Below are 14,674 nucleotides of genomic sequence, written 5' to 3' on the forward strand. Positions count from 1 at the left end.
AATGCTAACCAACCTCCCAACAGTTCTCCGTCAGGCTGATTTACTTAGCCTGACTCAGGAACAAACCGTTGCGGAACATATACATGCTTCAGGTGTTTCTACGCCTGAAGCTTTGCTCGTTCTTGATTTATTCACTAGCGAGAGTCTCGCACATAATATTCAAGCCATCTTTGGTCTGCCACCAGTGCAACTCGCCAATACTGACTATGAAGTCTTGTGCGACCAATTAGGGCTTCGTGAACTGATTACCAAATATCACGCGATCCCAATTTCAGTCTCTAGCTCGACACTTACTCTCGCCTCTGCCGACCCAACCGATTTACAAGCAGAAGATGATTTCCGATTCGCGACTGGATTACAGATAGAACTCGTTGTTGCTAACTATTCTGAATTAGAAGGCGCAATACGAAAGTTGTATGGCCGTTCTATTTCAGGGCAAGACTCTAAACGCAAAGAGATCACCCAAGACGAACTCGCTAACCTAGTTGAAGTCTCCGACGATGAGATGACTTCGATTGAAGACCTCAGCCAAGACGACTCCCCCGTTAGCCGTTTTATCAATCAGATATTGGTCGATGCAGTACGTAAAGGTGCATCAGATATCCATTTTGAGCCCTACGAAGAACACTACCGTGTACGCCTTCGTTGTGATGGCATCCTTGTTGAAATACAGCAACCTGCCTCTCACTTAAGTCGTCGTCTATCAGCTCGCTTAAAGATCCTCGCCAAGCTTGATATTGCCGAACGTCGCTTACCTCAAGATGGACGAATAAAACTGCGCCTGAATGATGAGCTCGCGATTGATATGCGCGTCTCAACATTGCCTACCTTGTGGGGTGAGAAGATTGTACTTCGACTGCTTGATAGCAGCGCTGCTAATTTAGATATCGATAAATTAGGTTATAGCGAAGATCAAAAAGCCCTCTACCTCAATGCACTGAAACGCCCACAAGGGATGATCTTAATGACAGGGCCCACTGGCAGCGGAAAAACCGTCTCCCTATATACTGGCCTTCGAGTGCTCAACACCACTGAACGCAATATCTCGACAGCTGAAGACCCAGTGGAAATTAACCTATGTGGTATCAATCAGGTACAAGTGACGCCTAAGATCGGCTTTGGGTTTGCTGAGGCGCTGCGATCATTTTTACGACAAGATCCCGATGTCGTAATGGTTGGTGAGATCCGCGACTTGGAAACCGCAGAGATCGCGATCAAAGCATCGCAAACTGGTCACTTAGTGCTTTCGACACTGCACACAAACTCTGCAGCTGAAACCGTGACGCGACTCGCTCACATGGGGATTGAACCCTTTAATCTTGCTTCGTCCTTAAGCTTGATCATTGCTCAACGTCTTGCGAGACGCTTATGTGACCACTGCAAAGAAACTGACGATTCACCGGACATATTTCTGCGTCACTCGATTCCTAACAGCCAAACCATCTACAAAGCTAACACTCAAGGTTGTAATGAGTGTAATCAAGGATACTCAGGTCGCGTTGGTATCTACGAAGTAATGCCTTTTACCGACAAACTCAAGACAAGTCTTATCAGTCACCCCAATGCGCTGGCGATTGAAGATCTCGCGCGCCGAGAAGGCATGCGAACATTGCAAGAGTCAGGTCTGGATAAACTGATTGAAGGCACCACCAGCTACCAAGAACTGCAACGTGTTCTGTACCTATAACCCAATGGAGCACCAATGAGTAGCAAGTCCAAACAATCACAACTAAAAAGCTATCACTGGAAAGGCATTAATAGTTCCGGCAAGAAAGTGTCTGGGCAGACCTTAGCGCTCACCGAATTGGAAGTACGAGAAAAGCTCAAAGAGCAGCACATTCAGATCAAGAAAATCAAAAAGAAAAGTATTTCAGCCGTCACTCGTTTAACCCATAGAGTCAAAGCCAAAGACATCACTATTTTGACTAGGCAGCTTGCTACTATGCTCGCCACTGGCGTGCCTATCGTACAAGCCATCAAGTTAGTGTCGGACAATCACCGAAAAGCTGAAATGAAATCAATTTTATCGCATATCTGCAAAGGTGTAGAAGCCGGAACGCCAATATCAAAAGCGATGCGAACTGCAAGCCGCCACTTTGATGACCTCTATACTGATTTAGTCGCCACAGGTGAACTGTCAGGCAACCTCGCACAAGTGTTCGAACGCTTAGCGACCTATAGAGAAAAAAGCGAGCAGTTAAAGTCCAAAGTCGTCAAAGCACTGATCTACCCCGCGATGGTGGTCACCGTTGCACTGACCGTTTCTTATTTAATGCTGACTATGGTGATTCCAGAGTTTGAGTCGATGTTTTCCGGCTTTGGCGCCGACCTGCCTTGGTTCACCCAACAAGTACTCTACCTTTCCCATTGGATGCAGGCTTACAGTTTTTATACGGCTGTAGGCATCGGGCTTGTTGTCCTGATTATGTACCAACTGTGTCAGCGTTCCCACTCGATCAAACTGTCTGTCAGTCGGCTAGGATTACGTTTCCCTGTTCTTGGTGGCGTATTAGCCAAAGCCTCTATTGCGAAATTTAGCCGAACCTTATCGACAAGCTTTAGTTCTGGCATTCCGATTTTAATGAGCCTAAAAACCACAGCCAAAACCGCAGGCAACCTGCATTATGAGTCGGCGATCATTGAAGTTCACCGAGAAACGGCTGCTGGCATGCCGATGTATATCGCAATGCGCAATACCAATGCCTTCCCCGAAATGGTGTTACAGATGGTGATGATTGGCGAAGAGTCTGGCAACCTTGATGATATGCTCAATAAAGTAGCCTCGATTTACGAGTTTGAAGTAGACAACACCGTCGACAATTTAGGCAAGATTCTAGAGCCACTGATCATCGTGTTTTTAGGCACAGTGGTTGGTGGACTTGTGGTTGCGATGTACTTACCGATCTTTAATCTTATGAGTGTGTTAGGATAGTTAAAAGCAACTAAACACCCATGAGCAGCAATCTCTGCTCACCTTGATTAAGTGGTAAAGGACACTATGGAAGTATTTCACTACTATCCTTGGCTATTCCCCGTATTAGCTTTCATTTTTAGCCTTCTTATCGGCAGTTTCCTCAACGTAGTCATACACCGTTTACCGATAATGATGGAACGAGAGTGGCAACAAGAGTGCTCGGAATATTTCTCTCAATATAAAATTCCAGCACCAGAAGGAAAGTTTAATCTCAGCATTCCTCGTTCAACCTGCCCTAAATGCAAAACCCAATTAAGAATCGTCGACAATATTCCAGTCTTAAGCTGGTTGTTCTTAAAGGGGAAGTGCCACAGCTGTGCGAATCCAATCAGTGCTCGCTACCCTTTGGTCGAACTGCTTACCGCAATACTTTGCACAATGGTTGCTAGCCACTTTGGTTTCAGTTACTACGCCATTACTTTGATTTTTTTCACCTTCGCACTGATTACCGCGACCTTTATCGATCTCGATACTATGTTGTTGCCTGATCAAATCACCTTGCCTTTGGTTTGGTCTGGTATCACTTTCGCACTGTTTAATATCAGCCCTGTATCACTTCAAGACTCAGTTGTAGGAGCAATGGCTGGCTACCTAGCGCTGTGGTCTGTTTATTGGTTGTTCAAACTACTGACAGGCAAAGAAGGCATGGGTTACGGTGACTTCAAACTCCTGGCTGCGCTTGGCGCATGGCTTGGTTGGCAGCACCTACCGATGATCATCCTTTTATCTTCGCTTGTTGGACTTGTGTTTGGTTTGATTCAACTTCGCTTGAAACAGCAAGGCATAGATAAAGCCTTTCCATTTGGCCCCTACCTTGCGATTGCGGGTTGGGTAAGCTTGATTTGGGGTAACGACATCATGGGTTGGTATTTCACTTCTGTACTAGGAATTTAACCATGGCAATCATTATCGGATTAAGCGGTGGTATCGCCAGTGGCAAAACCACCGTCGCTAACCTGTTCAATGAGCATTTTAATATTGATATTGTTGATGCTGATATCGTGGCACGTGAAGTGGTCGCACTGGGCAGTGATGGTTTAAAACAGATTACAGAACACTTTGGTGAGTCTATCTTGCTTGAAGATGGAACACTCAACAGAAGTAGGCTACGTGAGCTGATCTTCTCGAATCCAAAAGAGAAGCAATGGCTCAATGATCTTCTTCATCCCATGATCCGTGAGAAAATTGACAGTGACCTGTCTAAAATCACATCCCCGTATGGTTTATTAGTCGCACCGCTATTGGTTGAAAACCAAATGCAAGGCATGACCGATCGCGTATTAATCGTTGATGTGCCAGCAGAAGTGCAAATAGAACGAACGATGAGTCGTGATAATGTTTCTAGGGAACAAGTTGCATCAATTTTAAAATCACAGGCTTCAAGAGAACAACGCTTAGCAGTTGCAGATGACGTGATTAAAAACCATACTAAAAACCAAGAACTTTTGCCTCAAATCACAGATTTACATCAAAAGTATCTGGCAATCAGTGCTGTAGATGGGTCAGAATAGAACAATGTTGAATGAAGGTTTGCTCGATGATCACCCATAAATTTGAACATCCTCTAAATGAGAAAACACGCATCTACTTAAGAGTCGAATCGCTCTTGAGGCAACTACACTTGTCTTCTACATTTTCCGATGCTCAACAGTATCAACTCTTTTTCCGTTCCATCTTTGATCTGATTGAAATCTTCGAACAGATCCAACTCAAGAGCGAACTCGCAAAAGATATTGAGAAACAACGTGTAACCTACAAAAGCTGGTTAGATGTTGAAGGTGTCGATCAAGAAATGCTGACATCGCTGCTCAATGACATTGGTAATATCTATCGTGATCTGATGCAGGCAGAGCGTTTTGGGCAATCACTTAAAGAAGACCGCTTCCTGAGTGCGATTCGCCAACGCTTTAATCTTCCAGGTGGCTCATGCTGCTTTGATTTACCGGCACTGCATTATTGGCTGCACCTTCCTCTCGATAAAAGAATGAGAGATGCTAAAGCTTGGATGGATAGCTTACAACCTCTGTATGAAGCGCTAACACTGTGGTTGAAGCTCACCAGAGAGACTGGCCACTTTAAAGAGCAAATCGCTCGTGCTGGCTTCTTCCAGAGCGATGCCGATGAAGCGAATATCCTTCGCCTTTCTATTCCAATGCAATACGGTGCCTACCCGATGATCTCGGGTCACAAAAACCGTTTTGCTGTTAAGTTCATGAGCTTTGAAACTGGGCAAGCCTGTACTCAAGACATCGAATTTGAATTGGCGATCTGCACCTAATTAAATTCCTTTTATAGTTTGGCTTGAGTCCTCACTCGAGCCTAAACTCTTTCTTACAATACCCTCTAATTAAGAATCACTATGTCGAACAAAATCACCATCGTTAAATGCCCTCAATGTAATACTGACGTTGAATGGGGTGAACAAAGCCCGCACCGCCCGTTTTGCAGCAAGCAATGTCAGATGATTGATTTCGGTGAATGGGCTGATGAAGAGAACAGCATCGCTGGCGCACCTGATATGTCGGATAGCGATGGTTGGTCGGAAGACCAGTACTAGCGAGTAAATTTTGAAGGGTTGGCGTTTAACGTCAATCCTTTTTTATTACCTATAGCATGGCGCTAGTAGAGATTCCCTACTCCTTCCTTCGTCAGTCTAGGGAATAACGGTTAAATGTGAGTTTCGTTTTAGTCCGTCATCTTCAAGAGCGAGGGACGAGCGAGTTGGAGATATCTTACTTTCAAACTCTAAATAGCAGGCACAAAAAAGCGGAGCCAAATGGCTCCGCTTTTATCGATAGAATGCAAAAAGAATTACTTCTTAGTAAGCTTCTCTTTAATACGAGCTGACTTACCAGAACGCTCACGTAGGTAGTACAACTTGGCACGACGTACTGCACCACGGCGTTTAACTTCGATGCTATCAACCATTGGAGAGTGAGTTTGGAACGCACGCTCTACGCCTTCACCGTTCGAGATCTTACGAACTGTGAATGCAGAGTGTAGACCACGGTTACGAATAGCGATTACAACGCCTTCGAAAGCCTGTAGACGCTCACGGTCACCTTCTTTAACCTTAACCTGAACTACAACAGTGTCACCTGGTGCGAATTTAGGAAGGTCTGATTTTAGTTGCTCTTCTTCAAGAGCCTTGATGATGTTGCTCATTTGTATAAATTCCTAGAATAAACTGATACTAAATTTAATAGGTTACTGCTTGCTTTTCGTTAAGAGCGTTGCTCTTTAATGAATTCAGCCAGTAATTGTTCCTGTTCGTCAGTCAGAGCTAGGTTTTCCAGGAGTTCTGGTCTTCTTAGCCAAGTTCGGCCCAACGATTGTTTTAATCGCCAGCGACGAATGTCCTTATGGTTTCCAGACTTGAGTACCGATGGCACATCTTTATCGTCTAGCACCTCAGGGCGCGTATAATGAGGACAATCTAGCAAACCATTTGCAAAAGAATCTTCTTCTGCTGAAGCGAAATCTCCAAGTACACCCGGAACAAACCGAGATACTGAATCAATCAGCGTCATGGCTGGCAGTTCGCCACCCGTCATCACAAAATCTCCAATCGACCATTCTTCGTCAACTTCAGATTGAATGATGCGCTCATCTACCCCTTCGTAGCGACCACAAATAAGAAGTAAATTCTCGTTTGTTGCCAGCTCTTCAACACCTTTCTGGTCGAGTTTACGACCTTGAGGTGAAAGATAGATAACTTTCGTCTTTCCCGGTGCTGCTTGCTTGGCCGTTTTGATAGCGTCGCGCAAAGGCTGAACCATCATTAACATGCCAGGACCACCACCGTAAGGTCTGTCATCAACAGTGCGATGTTTATCATGAGTGAAATCACGAGGATTCCATGTCTCAATAGATAAAAGACCTTTTTTAACCGCTTGACCTGTTACTCCAAAATCAGTAACAGAACGGAACATTTCAGGAAAAAGGCTAATAATGCCAACCCACATGTGTTCTCTCGCTCTGTAATTTGGAGTTAGAATCCAGGATCCCAGTCAACTTCGATCCGGCGAGCTTCGCGATCAACTTTCTTGATCACTTGCTCTTCAAGGTACGGTACTAACCGTTCCTTTTGGCCAAAAGCATCTTTAAGATTTGCTTTGATTACTAGAACATCGTTCGAGCCAGTCTCTAATAGGTCAGTGACCTTACCAAGGTCGTAACCTTTAGTAGTAAAGACTTGCATACCGAACAATTCGCGCCAGTAGAATTCATCTTCTGACAATTCAGGTAACGAAGCAGGGTCAATAGCAATTTCAAAGTTAGTCATCAGTTGCGCGTCTTCACGAACATCTAATCCCGCTAGCTTACATACATAACCTTGGCCATGACGTTTCCAGCTCTCAACTTTGTACTCAACCCACTTACCCTTTTGGTTTAAATACCAAGGGCTGTAATCAAATATGCTTTCAGCATTGTCTGTGTAGGAGAACACTTTAAGCCAGCCACGAATACCATAGGTAGACCCAAGTTTACCCATGACAATTCTATTGTTTTGCTCGCTCATAGTTTCTTTACCCTTCATCGACATAAGCTATTTCTCTTTAAAAAAGAATTAAGCCGCTTTTTGAGCGTCTTTAACTAGCTTAGCTACACGATCAGATAGAGATGCGCCTTGACCAACCCAGTGGTTAACACGATCTAGGTCTAGACGTAGACCTTCTTCTTGACCTTGAGCAGTAGGGTTAAAGAAACCTACTTTCTCGATGAAACGGCCAGTTGCAGCGTTACGGCTATCCGCAACTACGATTTGATAAAATGGGCGCTTCTTTGCACCGTGACGTGCCAAACGAATGGTTACCATGTCGTCCTCTTTGCTTTCTTAATAAAATAATTAACCCCAAGTATAAGTAAATAGCTTGGGGTCTCGTGCCAAATTAAAGCCCCGGAATTTTACTCTTATTCCGGGGCAATGCAAGGGCTTTAGCTATTTTTTCACCAACATAGCTGCCGCACACTTTCTGTGACACGGCTAACACTATGAAAAGTAACGTAGCTAAAGCTTACATTTGTAGATTATCGACCAAACGGGTTAAAGCCACCACCCATTCCGCCCATACCTCCACCGCCGCCCATCATGCCTTGCATGTTGCGCATCATGCCTTTCATGCCACCTTTCTGCATTTTCTTCATCATCTTCTGCATTTGGGTGAACTGCTTAAGCATACGGTTTACATCTTGTACCTGTGTACCTGAACCAGCGGCAATACGCTTTTTGCGTGAGCCTTTGATTAGGTCAGGGCGTTGACGCTCTTTCATGGTCATAGAGTTGATGATCGCTTCCATTTGCTTGAACATCTTGTCATCAACTTTATCTTTAACGTTATCTGGTAGCTGAGACATGCCTGGAAGCTTATCCATCATGCCCATCATGCCGCCCATGTTTTGCATCTGACCAAGCTGTTCACGGAAGTCTTCAAGGTCAAAGCCTTTCTTCTCTTTGAACTTCTTAGCCAGTTTCTCTGCTTTCTCGGTATCAACGTTTTTCTGTAGGTCTTCAATAAGAGACAGAACGTCGCCCATACCTAGGATACGAGAAGCAACACGATCTGGGTGGAACGGTTCTAGTGCGTCAGTCTTTTCACCAACACCTAAGAACTTAATCGGTTTGCCTGTGATATGACGAACAGACAGAGCTGCACCACCACGCGCATCACCATCAACTTTCGTCAAGATAACACCGGTTAGTGGTAGCGCATCGCCAAAGGCTTTTGCAGTATTCGCAGCATCTTGACCTGTCATTGCATCAACAACGAACAGTGTCTCTACTGGTTTAATTGCAGTATGAAGCTCTTTGATCTCGCCCATCATCTCTTCATCGATAGCCAAACGACCAGCAGTATCGACAAGTAGCACGTCGTAGAATTTCTTCTTCGCGTGGTCGATTGCAGCGTTTGCAATATCAAGAGGCTTTTGATCAGCTGAAGATGGGAAGAAGTCTACGCCAACATCGCTTGCTAACGTTTCAAGCTGTTTGATCGCCGCTGGACGGTAAACGTCGGCAGATACAACCAAGACTTTCTTCTTGTCACGCTCAGTTAGAAGCTTAGATAGCTTACCTACCGATGTGGTTTTACCCGCACCTTGTAGACCCGCCATTAAGATAACGGCTGGCGGCTGCGCTGCTAGGTTAAGAGCCTCGTTAGACTCACCCATCACCGCTTCAAGTTCAGCTTGAACGATCTTAATAAATTCTTGACCAGGCGTTAGAGATTTAGAAACCTCAACACCCACAGCGCCTTCTTTTACGCGCTTAACAAAATCGCGGACAACGGGCAGTGCAACGTCGGCTTCAAGTAGCGCCATACGCACTTCACGCAGCGTCTCTTTAATATTGTCTTCGGTCAGACGACCTTTACCGCTGATGTTCTTCAGCGTTTTGGATAGACGATCCGTTAAATTATCAAACATAGTTTTCTCTTCGCTCAAAACTGCGACTATTACTGTGAGTATACATTAGCGCGGATTAGAGTCATACCCGTTGTAGAGCGTTAATCATCCGTGCTTGTGATGTGAGACATTATTCACTTGGAATTGAATGAGGTTCGCCATAGCCCCAAAGAGCGATGCGAGGTATAATTCGCCAATTAGTAATCATTTAAATGGATACCATGGACAGTCTTATTGCGATCGCAGCAGCCTTTCTTTATACAATGGCGATTTCCACGATCATTCCAGGTCTCGTGCACCAAACAGGAATCCGTGTAAAAACGGTGTTTATCAGCGCATTACTTGCTCTAGCTTTCCATGCTTGGTTGCTTGGCGATTTGATTTTTAATGCCAGTGGCCAAAACCTCAGTATCTTGAACGTTGCTTCATTAATCAGTTTAATCATATCTGTGGTTATGAGCGGCGCTATGCTCAAAACTCGTTTGTGGTTTATCTTACCCGTCGTTTATAGCTTCGCGGCACTGAACTTGATGGCTGCCACTTTTCTTCCAAGCACCTTCATCAAACATCTAGAGAATGACCCAAAACTGCTCGTGCACATCTCTTTGGCTCTATTCTCATACGCGACACTGACTATCGGCGCGCTATACGCCCTGCAACTCGCGTGGCTAGATCACAAACTTAAAAAGAAAAAAGCGTTGGTGATCAACCCTAACCTACCTCCTTTAATGATGGTGGAGAGACAGCTTTTCAAGATCATTCTGATTGGTAATGGCTTATTAACGGGTACTTTGTTAACCGGCCTCATCTTCGTACAAGATATGTTTGCTCAAGGGAAAGCGCACAAGGCTGTGCTGTCTTTTATCGCTTGGGTTATCTACTCCATCCTTCTATGGGGTCACTATCAGAAAGGTTGGCGTGGACAAAAAGTCACGTGGTTTGCACTCGCGGGTGCCAGCATGCTCACATTAGCCTACTTCGGTAGTCGCTTCGTTCAGGAAATCATCCTGAACTAGTCTGTAAAATAAAGGCAAGGTCTCACATACCTTGCCTTTAAAATATTGAGTGCAATACATTCAATTGACATCTCGACCATGTTCGGTCATAAATTAATCAAGATACACAAATAGGAAAAGAATAGTTTTGGACGACATATCAACGGGTATCTTATTTGCGCTACTCGCGTGTCTCATTGTAATTTCTGGTTATTTCTCTGGTTCCGAAACGGGCATGATGTCCCTGAACCGCTACCGTTTAAAGCACTTGGCCAATACGGGTCATAAAGGTGCCAAACGTGTAGAAAAACTTCTGAACCGCCCAGACAGATTGATTGGTCTCATTCTTATCGGCAACAATCTCGTCAACATTCTTGCATCTGCGATCGCTACTATTCTTGGTATGCGCATCTACGGGGATATCGGTGTGGCTATCGCTACTGGTACCCTGACTCTCGTGATCCTCGTGTTCGCCGAGGTAACACCAAAGACCATCGCTTCTCTATTTCCTGAACGTGTCTCTTACGCGAGTAGTATCCTTTTGATGATACTGATGAAGGTGCTGTCACCATTAGTGATCTTGGTCAACTTCATTACCAACGGCTTCATTCGTATCTTAGGTGTCAAAGCCAGCCACGATGCGACCGACCACTTAAGCTCAGAAGAGCTTAGAACCGTGGTAAATGAAGCAGGTAGCCTAATCCCTCAGCGTCACCAAGATATGTTGGTGTCTATTCTAGATTTAGAGCACGTCACCGTGAACGACATCATGGTGCCACGTAATGAAATTACTGGTATTGACATCAATGACGACTGGAAATCTATCGTTCGCCAACTGACTCACTCGCCTCATGGCCGCGTGGTGCTGTACCGTGACCAAATAGATGAAGTGGTTGGCATGCTTAGGCTGCGTGAAGCTTACCGTCTGATGCTTGAAAAGAACGAATTCAATAAAGAGACCCTATTGCGTGCAGCGGATGAGATCTACTTTATTCCTGAAGCGACACCACTCAACATTCAGCTACTTAAGTTTCAACGCAATAAACAGCGTATCGGTTTGATTGTTGATGAATATGGCGATATCAACGGCTTGGTTACCTTGGAAGATATTCTGGAAGAGATCGTTGGTGAGTTTACCACCTCAATTGCGCCAAGTTTATCTGAAGAGATCACACCACAAAGTGATGGTAGCTTCTTAATTGAAGGCAGCGCCAATATCAGAGACATCAACAAAGGCTTGCAGTGGGCACTGCCTACCGATGGCCCTAGAACGCTGAATGGTTTGATACTGGAACACCTTGAAGATATTCCAGAGAGTCACCTGAGTGTTCAGGTTGCCAGCCACCCAATGGAAATCGTTGAACTCGAAGAGAACCGTATCAAGCAGGTGCGTGTGTTCCCACAGATCGTGAACGGCTAACTGAGTTATCACTGAATATCACATAAACAAAAGGCCCGATTCATTGAATCGGGCCTTTTAACATCTAACTCACCACACTCAAGGTGAAAAGTGATTAGTCGATTTTAAGCTCTTGCAGCATAGACTCTGGCAGTGCCAGTTCATCATTCTTGTTTACAGAGATGCCTGCAGCGATGATCGCATTCGCGATCTCTTTCGCTTCATCCAAAGAGTGCATTGCTGCGGTACCACATTGGTATTCGTTCAGCTCAGGGATCTTATTCTGGCTCTCAACTTTCAGTACGTCTTGCATCGCTGCCAACCAACCGTCAGCTACTTGTTGCTCTGTAGGCGTACCAATCAAGCTCATGTAGAAACCAGTACGGCAGCCCATCGGTGAAATATCGATGATCTCTACATCTGAACCGTTCAATTGATTACGCATGAAACCAGCGTATAGGTGCTCTAGAGTATGGATACCTTTCTCAGATAGGATGTCTTTGTTTGGCGCAGTAAAACGCAGGTCAAACACAGTGATGGTATCCCCTTTTGGGGTTTGCATTGTTTTAGCAACACGAACTGCCGGTGCGTTCATGCGTGTATGATCAACAGTGAAACTATCTAATAAAGGCATTGCTCTTCTCCATGACGTCTGGCTTTAGAAAAACCAGCTTCGATTGTCTTCTAGTTCTTTGCGGCACTGTTTCAGCTGCCATCCATAATCTTTTGCTTGCTGTTCGACTTTGCGCGCCACCTTAATCAACGATGGCTTGCTGTTGTATGACTTGCGCTTATAACCACCACGGCCTTCATGATAAGCTAGGTATTGGTTATACGGGTCCCACAGTGAGATGCCCAATTGACGACGCGTCTCGCTGGTATACCAACCGATGAACATCAATGCATCATCAAAGTTGGTTCTTGAGCCACCGTTATTGGTCGCCTTTTGGAAGTCTTCCCAAGCAGGATCTTGAGCTTGTGCATAACCGTAGGCACTGCTTACACGCCCCCACGGTATAAAGCCAAGAATGTAATCTTTAGGTGGGCGCGCATCATGACGATAGCTACTCTCTTGTTTCACAAAAGCCATCGCAACGTTAATCGGCGTGCCCCACTCTTCTTGCATATCCAAAGCATCTTCATACCATGAAGGGTGCTCTCGAAAGATGCTACACAAATTATCTTGCTGCTTTGGCGGTGGCGTTGCACATCCAACCAATAGGCTAGAGACAACACCAACAGTCACCACAGGTAACCATTTACTACTCACACGAGTAGGCTGACCTAATAAGGCTTGCTTCCTTTCCACCAAAGTCTCGCTATGCTTTTAAATACGAAAAATAATCCGCTAAGAAGCTATCAAAATCTTGAGTGCTTGCTTCTTCACTTTGTTGCTGAGCAGTCACAGAGCGTTGAACTTCTGCTTCCATCAACTCAGCTGAGTAAACTTTGTATTGGTGTGCTTTGTGCTGCTCTGCATACGTTTTACCTAACGCACAGCCCACTTTACCTAAGCCACCTAACTTCTTAGTCTCTTCTAGCAACTGGCCAGAAATGGTCAGCTCTGGGTTATCAATCCAAGCTTCAAGCGTATCGCAGGTTTCTTGGTATGCACGACCACCTTGTTCAGCGTCCATCATCTCGGCAATAGAGCGTAGGTCTTTAAAGACACGCTTCGCCCAATCTTGCAGAGACAATCGCTCACCATGACAACCGATTTGCAGCTCTAAACCAACCTGACGACCTTCTAAGATCACCTTGTTCCAGTTATCGCGCCAGCACTCAAGTTCACAGTTATCCATCTCGGCAGAGTCTGTTAGTACACTCCACGTAAGGAATAGGTCCAAGAAGCGAACTTGCTGCTCATTGATACCAATTGAGCTGAATGGGTTTACGTCTAAAGAACGAACCTCTATGTACTCAACACCAGCACGAGCGAGTGCTTCAGATGGTTTCTCACCACTCTTCGCCACACGCTTAGGACGGATTGGAGCATACAGCTCATTCTCAATTTGCAGTACATTGCTATTGAGTTGACGGTATTCACCATCAACCTTAGTGCCAATCTCAGCGAACTCTTCTGATGGTGTGCGAATCGCTTGATTCAAACCTTCAAGGTATTGGTCTAGGCTGTTGAAACCAATCTTCAATACACTTTGCGCACTATTAGTGTAACCAAGATCGCTCAGGCGCAGTGCCGTTGCTTTTGGTAGATACAGTGTCTCGCCAATCTTTTCAAAAGGCAGACTTGTCTCCCTTCCTTTGATGAAAGAAGAACATAGCGCAGGTGAAGCACCGAAGAAGTATGGGATTAACCAACCAAAGCGGTAGTAGTTACGAATCAAACCGAAGTAAGCATCTGACTTAGCTTCACAACGCGCTTCTTCTGTTTGCTCTCCAAACAGGCTATCCCAAAAGCTTTCTGGGAAAGAGAAGTTGAAGTGAACACCAGAGATAATCTGCATCAAGCTACCGTAACGGCGCTTTAAGCCTTCACGATATAGCGTCTTCATCTTACCGTTGTTAGAGGTGCCGTATTGCGCTAGTTGAATGTAATCTTCACTGCCAACGTAACAAGGCATAGAAAGCGGCCATAGCTTTTCGCCGTCTAACTTGGTTTGCGTGAAGTGATGGATATCAGACAACTGATTCAAAAGCGTCGGAACATCGTTAGAAACAGGCGTGATAAATTCCAGTAGCGACTCAGAGAAATCGGTCGTTACCCATTCGTTCATCAACGCAGATCCCAAAGCCTCAGGGTGCGGCCCAGTAGCAAGGTGCCCATCTTCCGTGTAGCGTAATGTTTCCCTTTCAACACCACGACCGAATTGAGAGAAGGTCTTAGGGTTGGTTGCAACTTGCTTTAGTCGCGCAGCAAAATCAGTCAAAATTCAGTTCACT

16 protein-coding genes are annotated in these 14,674 nt (G+C 45.1%); 8 read left to right on the top strand and 8 right to left on the bottom strand.

The annotated features are described in order from the left end of the window. Window position 1 precedes the first annotated feature (1 nt). From pilB to yacG, 6 genes are all read left to right on the top strand, one after another. A complete protein-coding gene (gene pilB / locus OC193_RS12975) occupies window positions 2-1,687 on the top strand; it encodes a type IV-A pilus assembly ATPase PilB (protein ID WP_048664505.1) in 1,686 nt (561 codons plus the stop codon). Between the two features lie 15 nt (window positions 1,688-1,702). Then, entirely contained in the window at window positions 1,703-2,932 is a 1,230-nt protein-coding gene (locus OC193_RS12980; RefSeq protein WP_048664504.1) for a type II secretion system F family protein, read from the top strand. Between the two features lie 66 nt (window positions 2,933-2,998). Beyond that, window positions 2,999-3,868, top strand: a complete 870-nt coding sequence (locus OC193_RS12985) for a prepilin peptidase (RefSeq protein WP_048664503.1) — start codon at window positions 2,999-3,001, stop codon at window positions 3,866-3,868. A 2-nt stretch (window positions 3,869-3,870) separates the two neighbouring features. Further along, complete coding sequence (gene coaE, locus OC193_RS12990) at window positions 3,871-4,485, top strand: dephospho-CoA kinase (RefSeq protein WP_019823817.1); 615 nt, start codon at window positions 3,871-3,873, stop codon at window positions 4,483-4,485. Between the two features lie 26 nt (window positions 4,486-4,511). Next, window positions 4,512-5,252, top strand: a complete 741-nt coding sequence (gene zapD / locus OC193_RS12995) for a cell division protein ZapD (RefSeq protein ID WP_017063237.1) — start codon at window positions 4,512-4,514, stop codon at window positions 5,250-5,252. An 81-nt stretch (window positions 5,253-5,333) separates the two neighbouring features. Then, on the top strand, window positions 5,334-5,531 hold the full coding sequence (gene yacG / locus OC193_RS13000; protein ID WP_008222354.1) for a DNA gyrase inhibitor YacG: 198 nt from the start codon (window positions 5,334-5,336) through the stop codon (window positions 5,529-5,531). Window positions 5,532-5,785: 254 nt separating this feature from the next. Here the strand turns inward: yacG and rplS are convergent, their stop codons facing one another. The 5 genes from rplS to ffh all read right to left on the bottom strand — a co-directional run bounded on the left by rplS (window position 5,786) and on the right by ffh (window position 9,400). Then, complete coding sequence (gene rplS / locus OC193_RS13005) at window positions 5,786-6,139, bottom strand: 50S ribosomal protein L19 (RefSeq protein WP_004735514.1); 354 nt, start codon at window positions 6,137-6,139, stop codon at window positions 5,786-5,788. Window positions 6,140-6,198: 59 nt separating this feature from the next. After that, complete coding sequence (gene trmD / locus OC193_RS13010; RefSeq protein WP_019826347.1) at window positions 6,199-6,939, bottom strand: tRNA (guanosine(37)-N1)-methyltransferase TrmD; 741 nt, start codon at window positions 6,937-6,939, stop codon at window positions 6,199-6,201. A gap of 26 nt (window positions 6,940-6,965) precedes the next feature. Beyond that, entirely contained in the window at window positions 6,966-7,520 is a 555-nt protein-coding gene (gene rimM / locus OC193_RS13015) for a ribosome maturation factor RimM (protein WP_048615624.1), read from the bottom strand. A gap of 24 nt (window positions 7,521-7,544) precedes the next feature. Further along, entirely contained in the window at window positions 7,545-7,793 is a 249-nt protein-coding gene (gene rpsP, locus OC193_RS13020) for a 30S ribosomal protein S16 (RefSeq protein WP_004410028.1), read from the bottom strand. A 212-nt stretch (window positions 7,794-8,005) separates the two neighbouring features. Beyond that, complete coding sequence (gene ffh, locus OC193_RS13025; protein WP_010435884.1) at window positions 8,006-9,400, bottom strand: signal recognition particle protein; 1,395 nt, start codon at window positions 9,398-9,400, stop codon at window positions 8,006-8,008. Window positions 9,401-9,600: 200 nt separating this feature from the next. Here ffh and OC193_RS13030 point away from each other — a divergent pair, with 200 nt between their 5' ends. Both OC193_RS13030 and OC193_RS13035 read left to right on the top strand, forming a co-directional pair. Continuing rightward, a complete protein-coding gene (locus tag OC193_RS13030; protein ID WP_019825854.1) occupies window positions 9,601-10,395 on the top strand; it encodes a cytochrome C assembly family protein in 795 nt (264 codons plus the stop codon). Window positions 10,396-10,522: 127 nt separating this feature from the next. After that, window positions 10,523-11,794, top strand: a complete 1,272-nt coding sequence (locus tag OC193_RS13035; protein ID WP_048666338.1) for an HlyC/CorC family transporter — start codon at window positions 10,523-10,525, stop codon at window positions 11,792-11,794. Window positions 11,795-11,888: 94 nt separating this feature from the next. On the opposite strand, the gene luxS is transcribed toward OC193_RS13035, so the two are convergent. From luxS to gshA, 3 genes are read right to left on the bottom strand one after another with little or no spacing between them, the layout of a single operon-like run. Beyond that, on the bottom strand, window positions 11,889-12,407 hold the full coding sequence (gene luxS, locus OC193_RS13040; protein WP_019825850.1) for an S-ribosylhomocysteine lyase: 519 nt from the start codon (window positions 12,405-12,407) through the stop codon (window positions 11,889-11,891). Between the two features lie 24 nt (window positions 12,408-12,431). After that, on the bottom strand, window positions 12,432-13,082 hold the full coding sequence (locus tag OC193_RS13045) for a transglycosylase SLT domain-containing protein (protein ID WP_017629422.1): 651 nt from the start codon (window positions 13,080-13,082) through the stop codon (window positions 12,432-12,434). A gap of 10 nt (window positions 13,083-13,092) precedes the next feature. Beyond that, entirely contained in the window at window positions 13,093-14,661 is a 1,569-nt protein-coding gene (gene gshA / locus OC193_RS13050) for a glutamate--cysteine ligase (protein ID WP_048664502.1), read from the bottom strand. Between the last annotated feature and the right edge of the window lie 13 nt (window positions 14,662-14,674).

Origin of the sequence: Vibrio crassostreae (assembly GCF_024347415.1) — a bacterium.
In the GTDB taxonomy this organism is placed as follows: Bacteria; Pseudomonadota; Gammaproteobacteria; order Enterobacterales; family Vibrionaceae; genus Vibrio; species Vibrio crassostreae.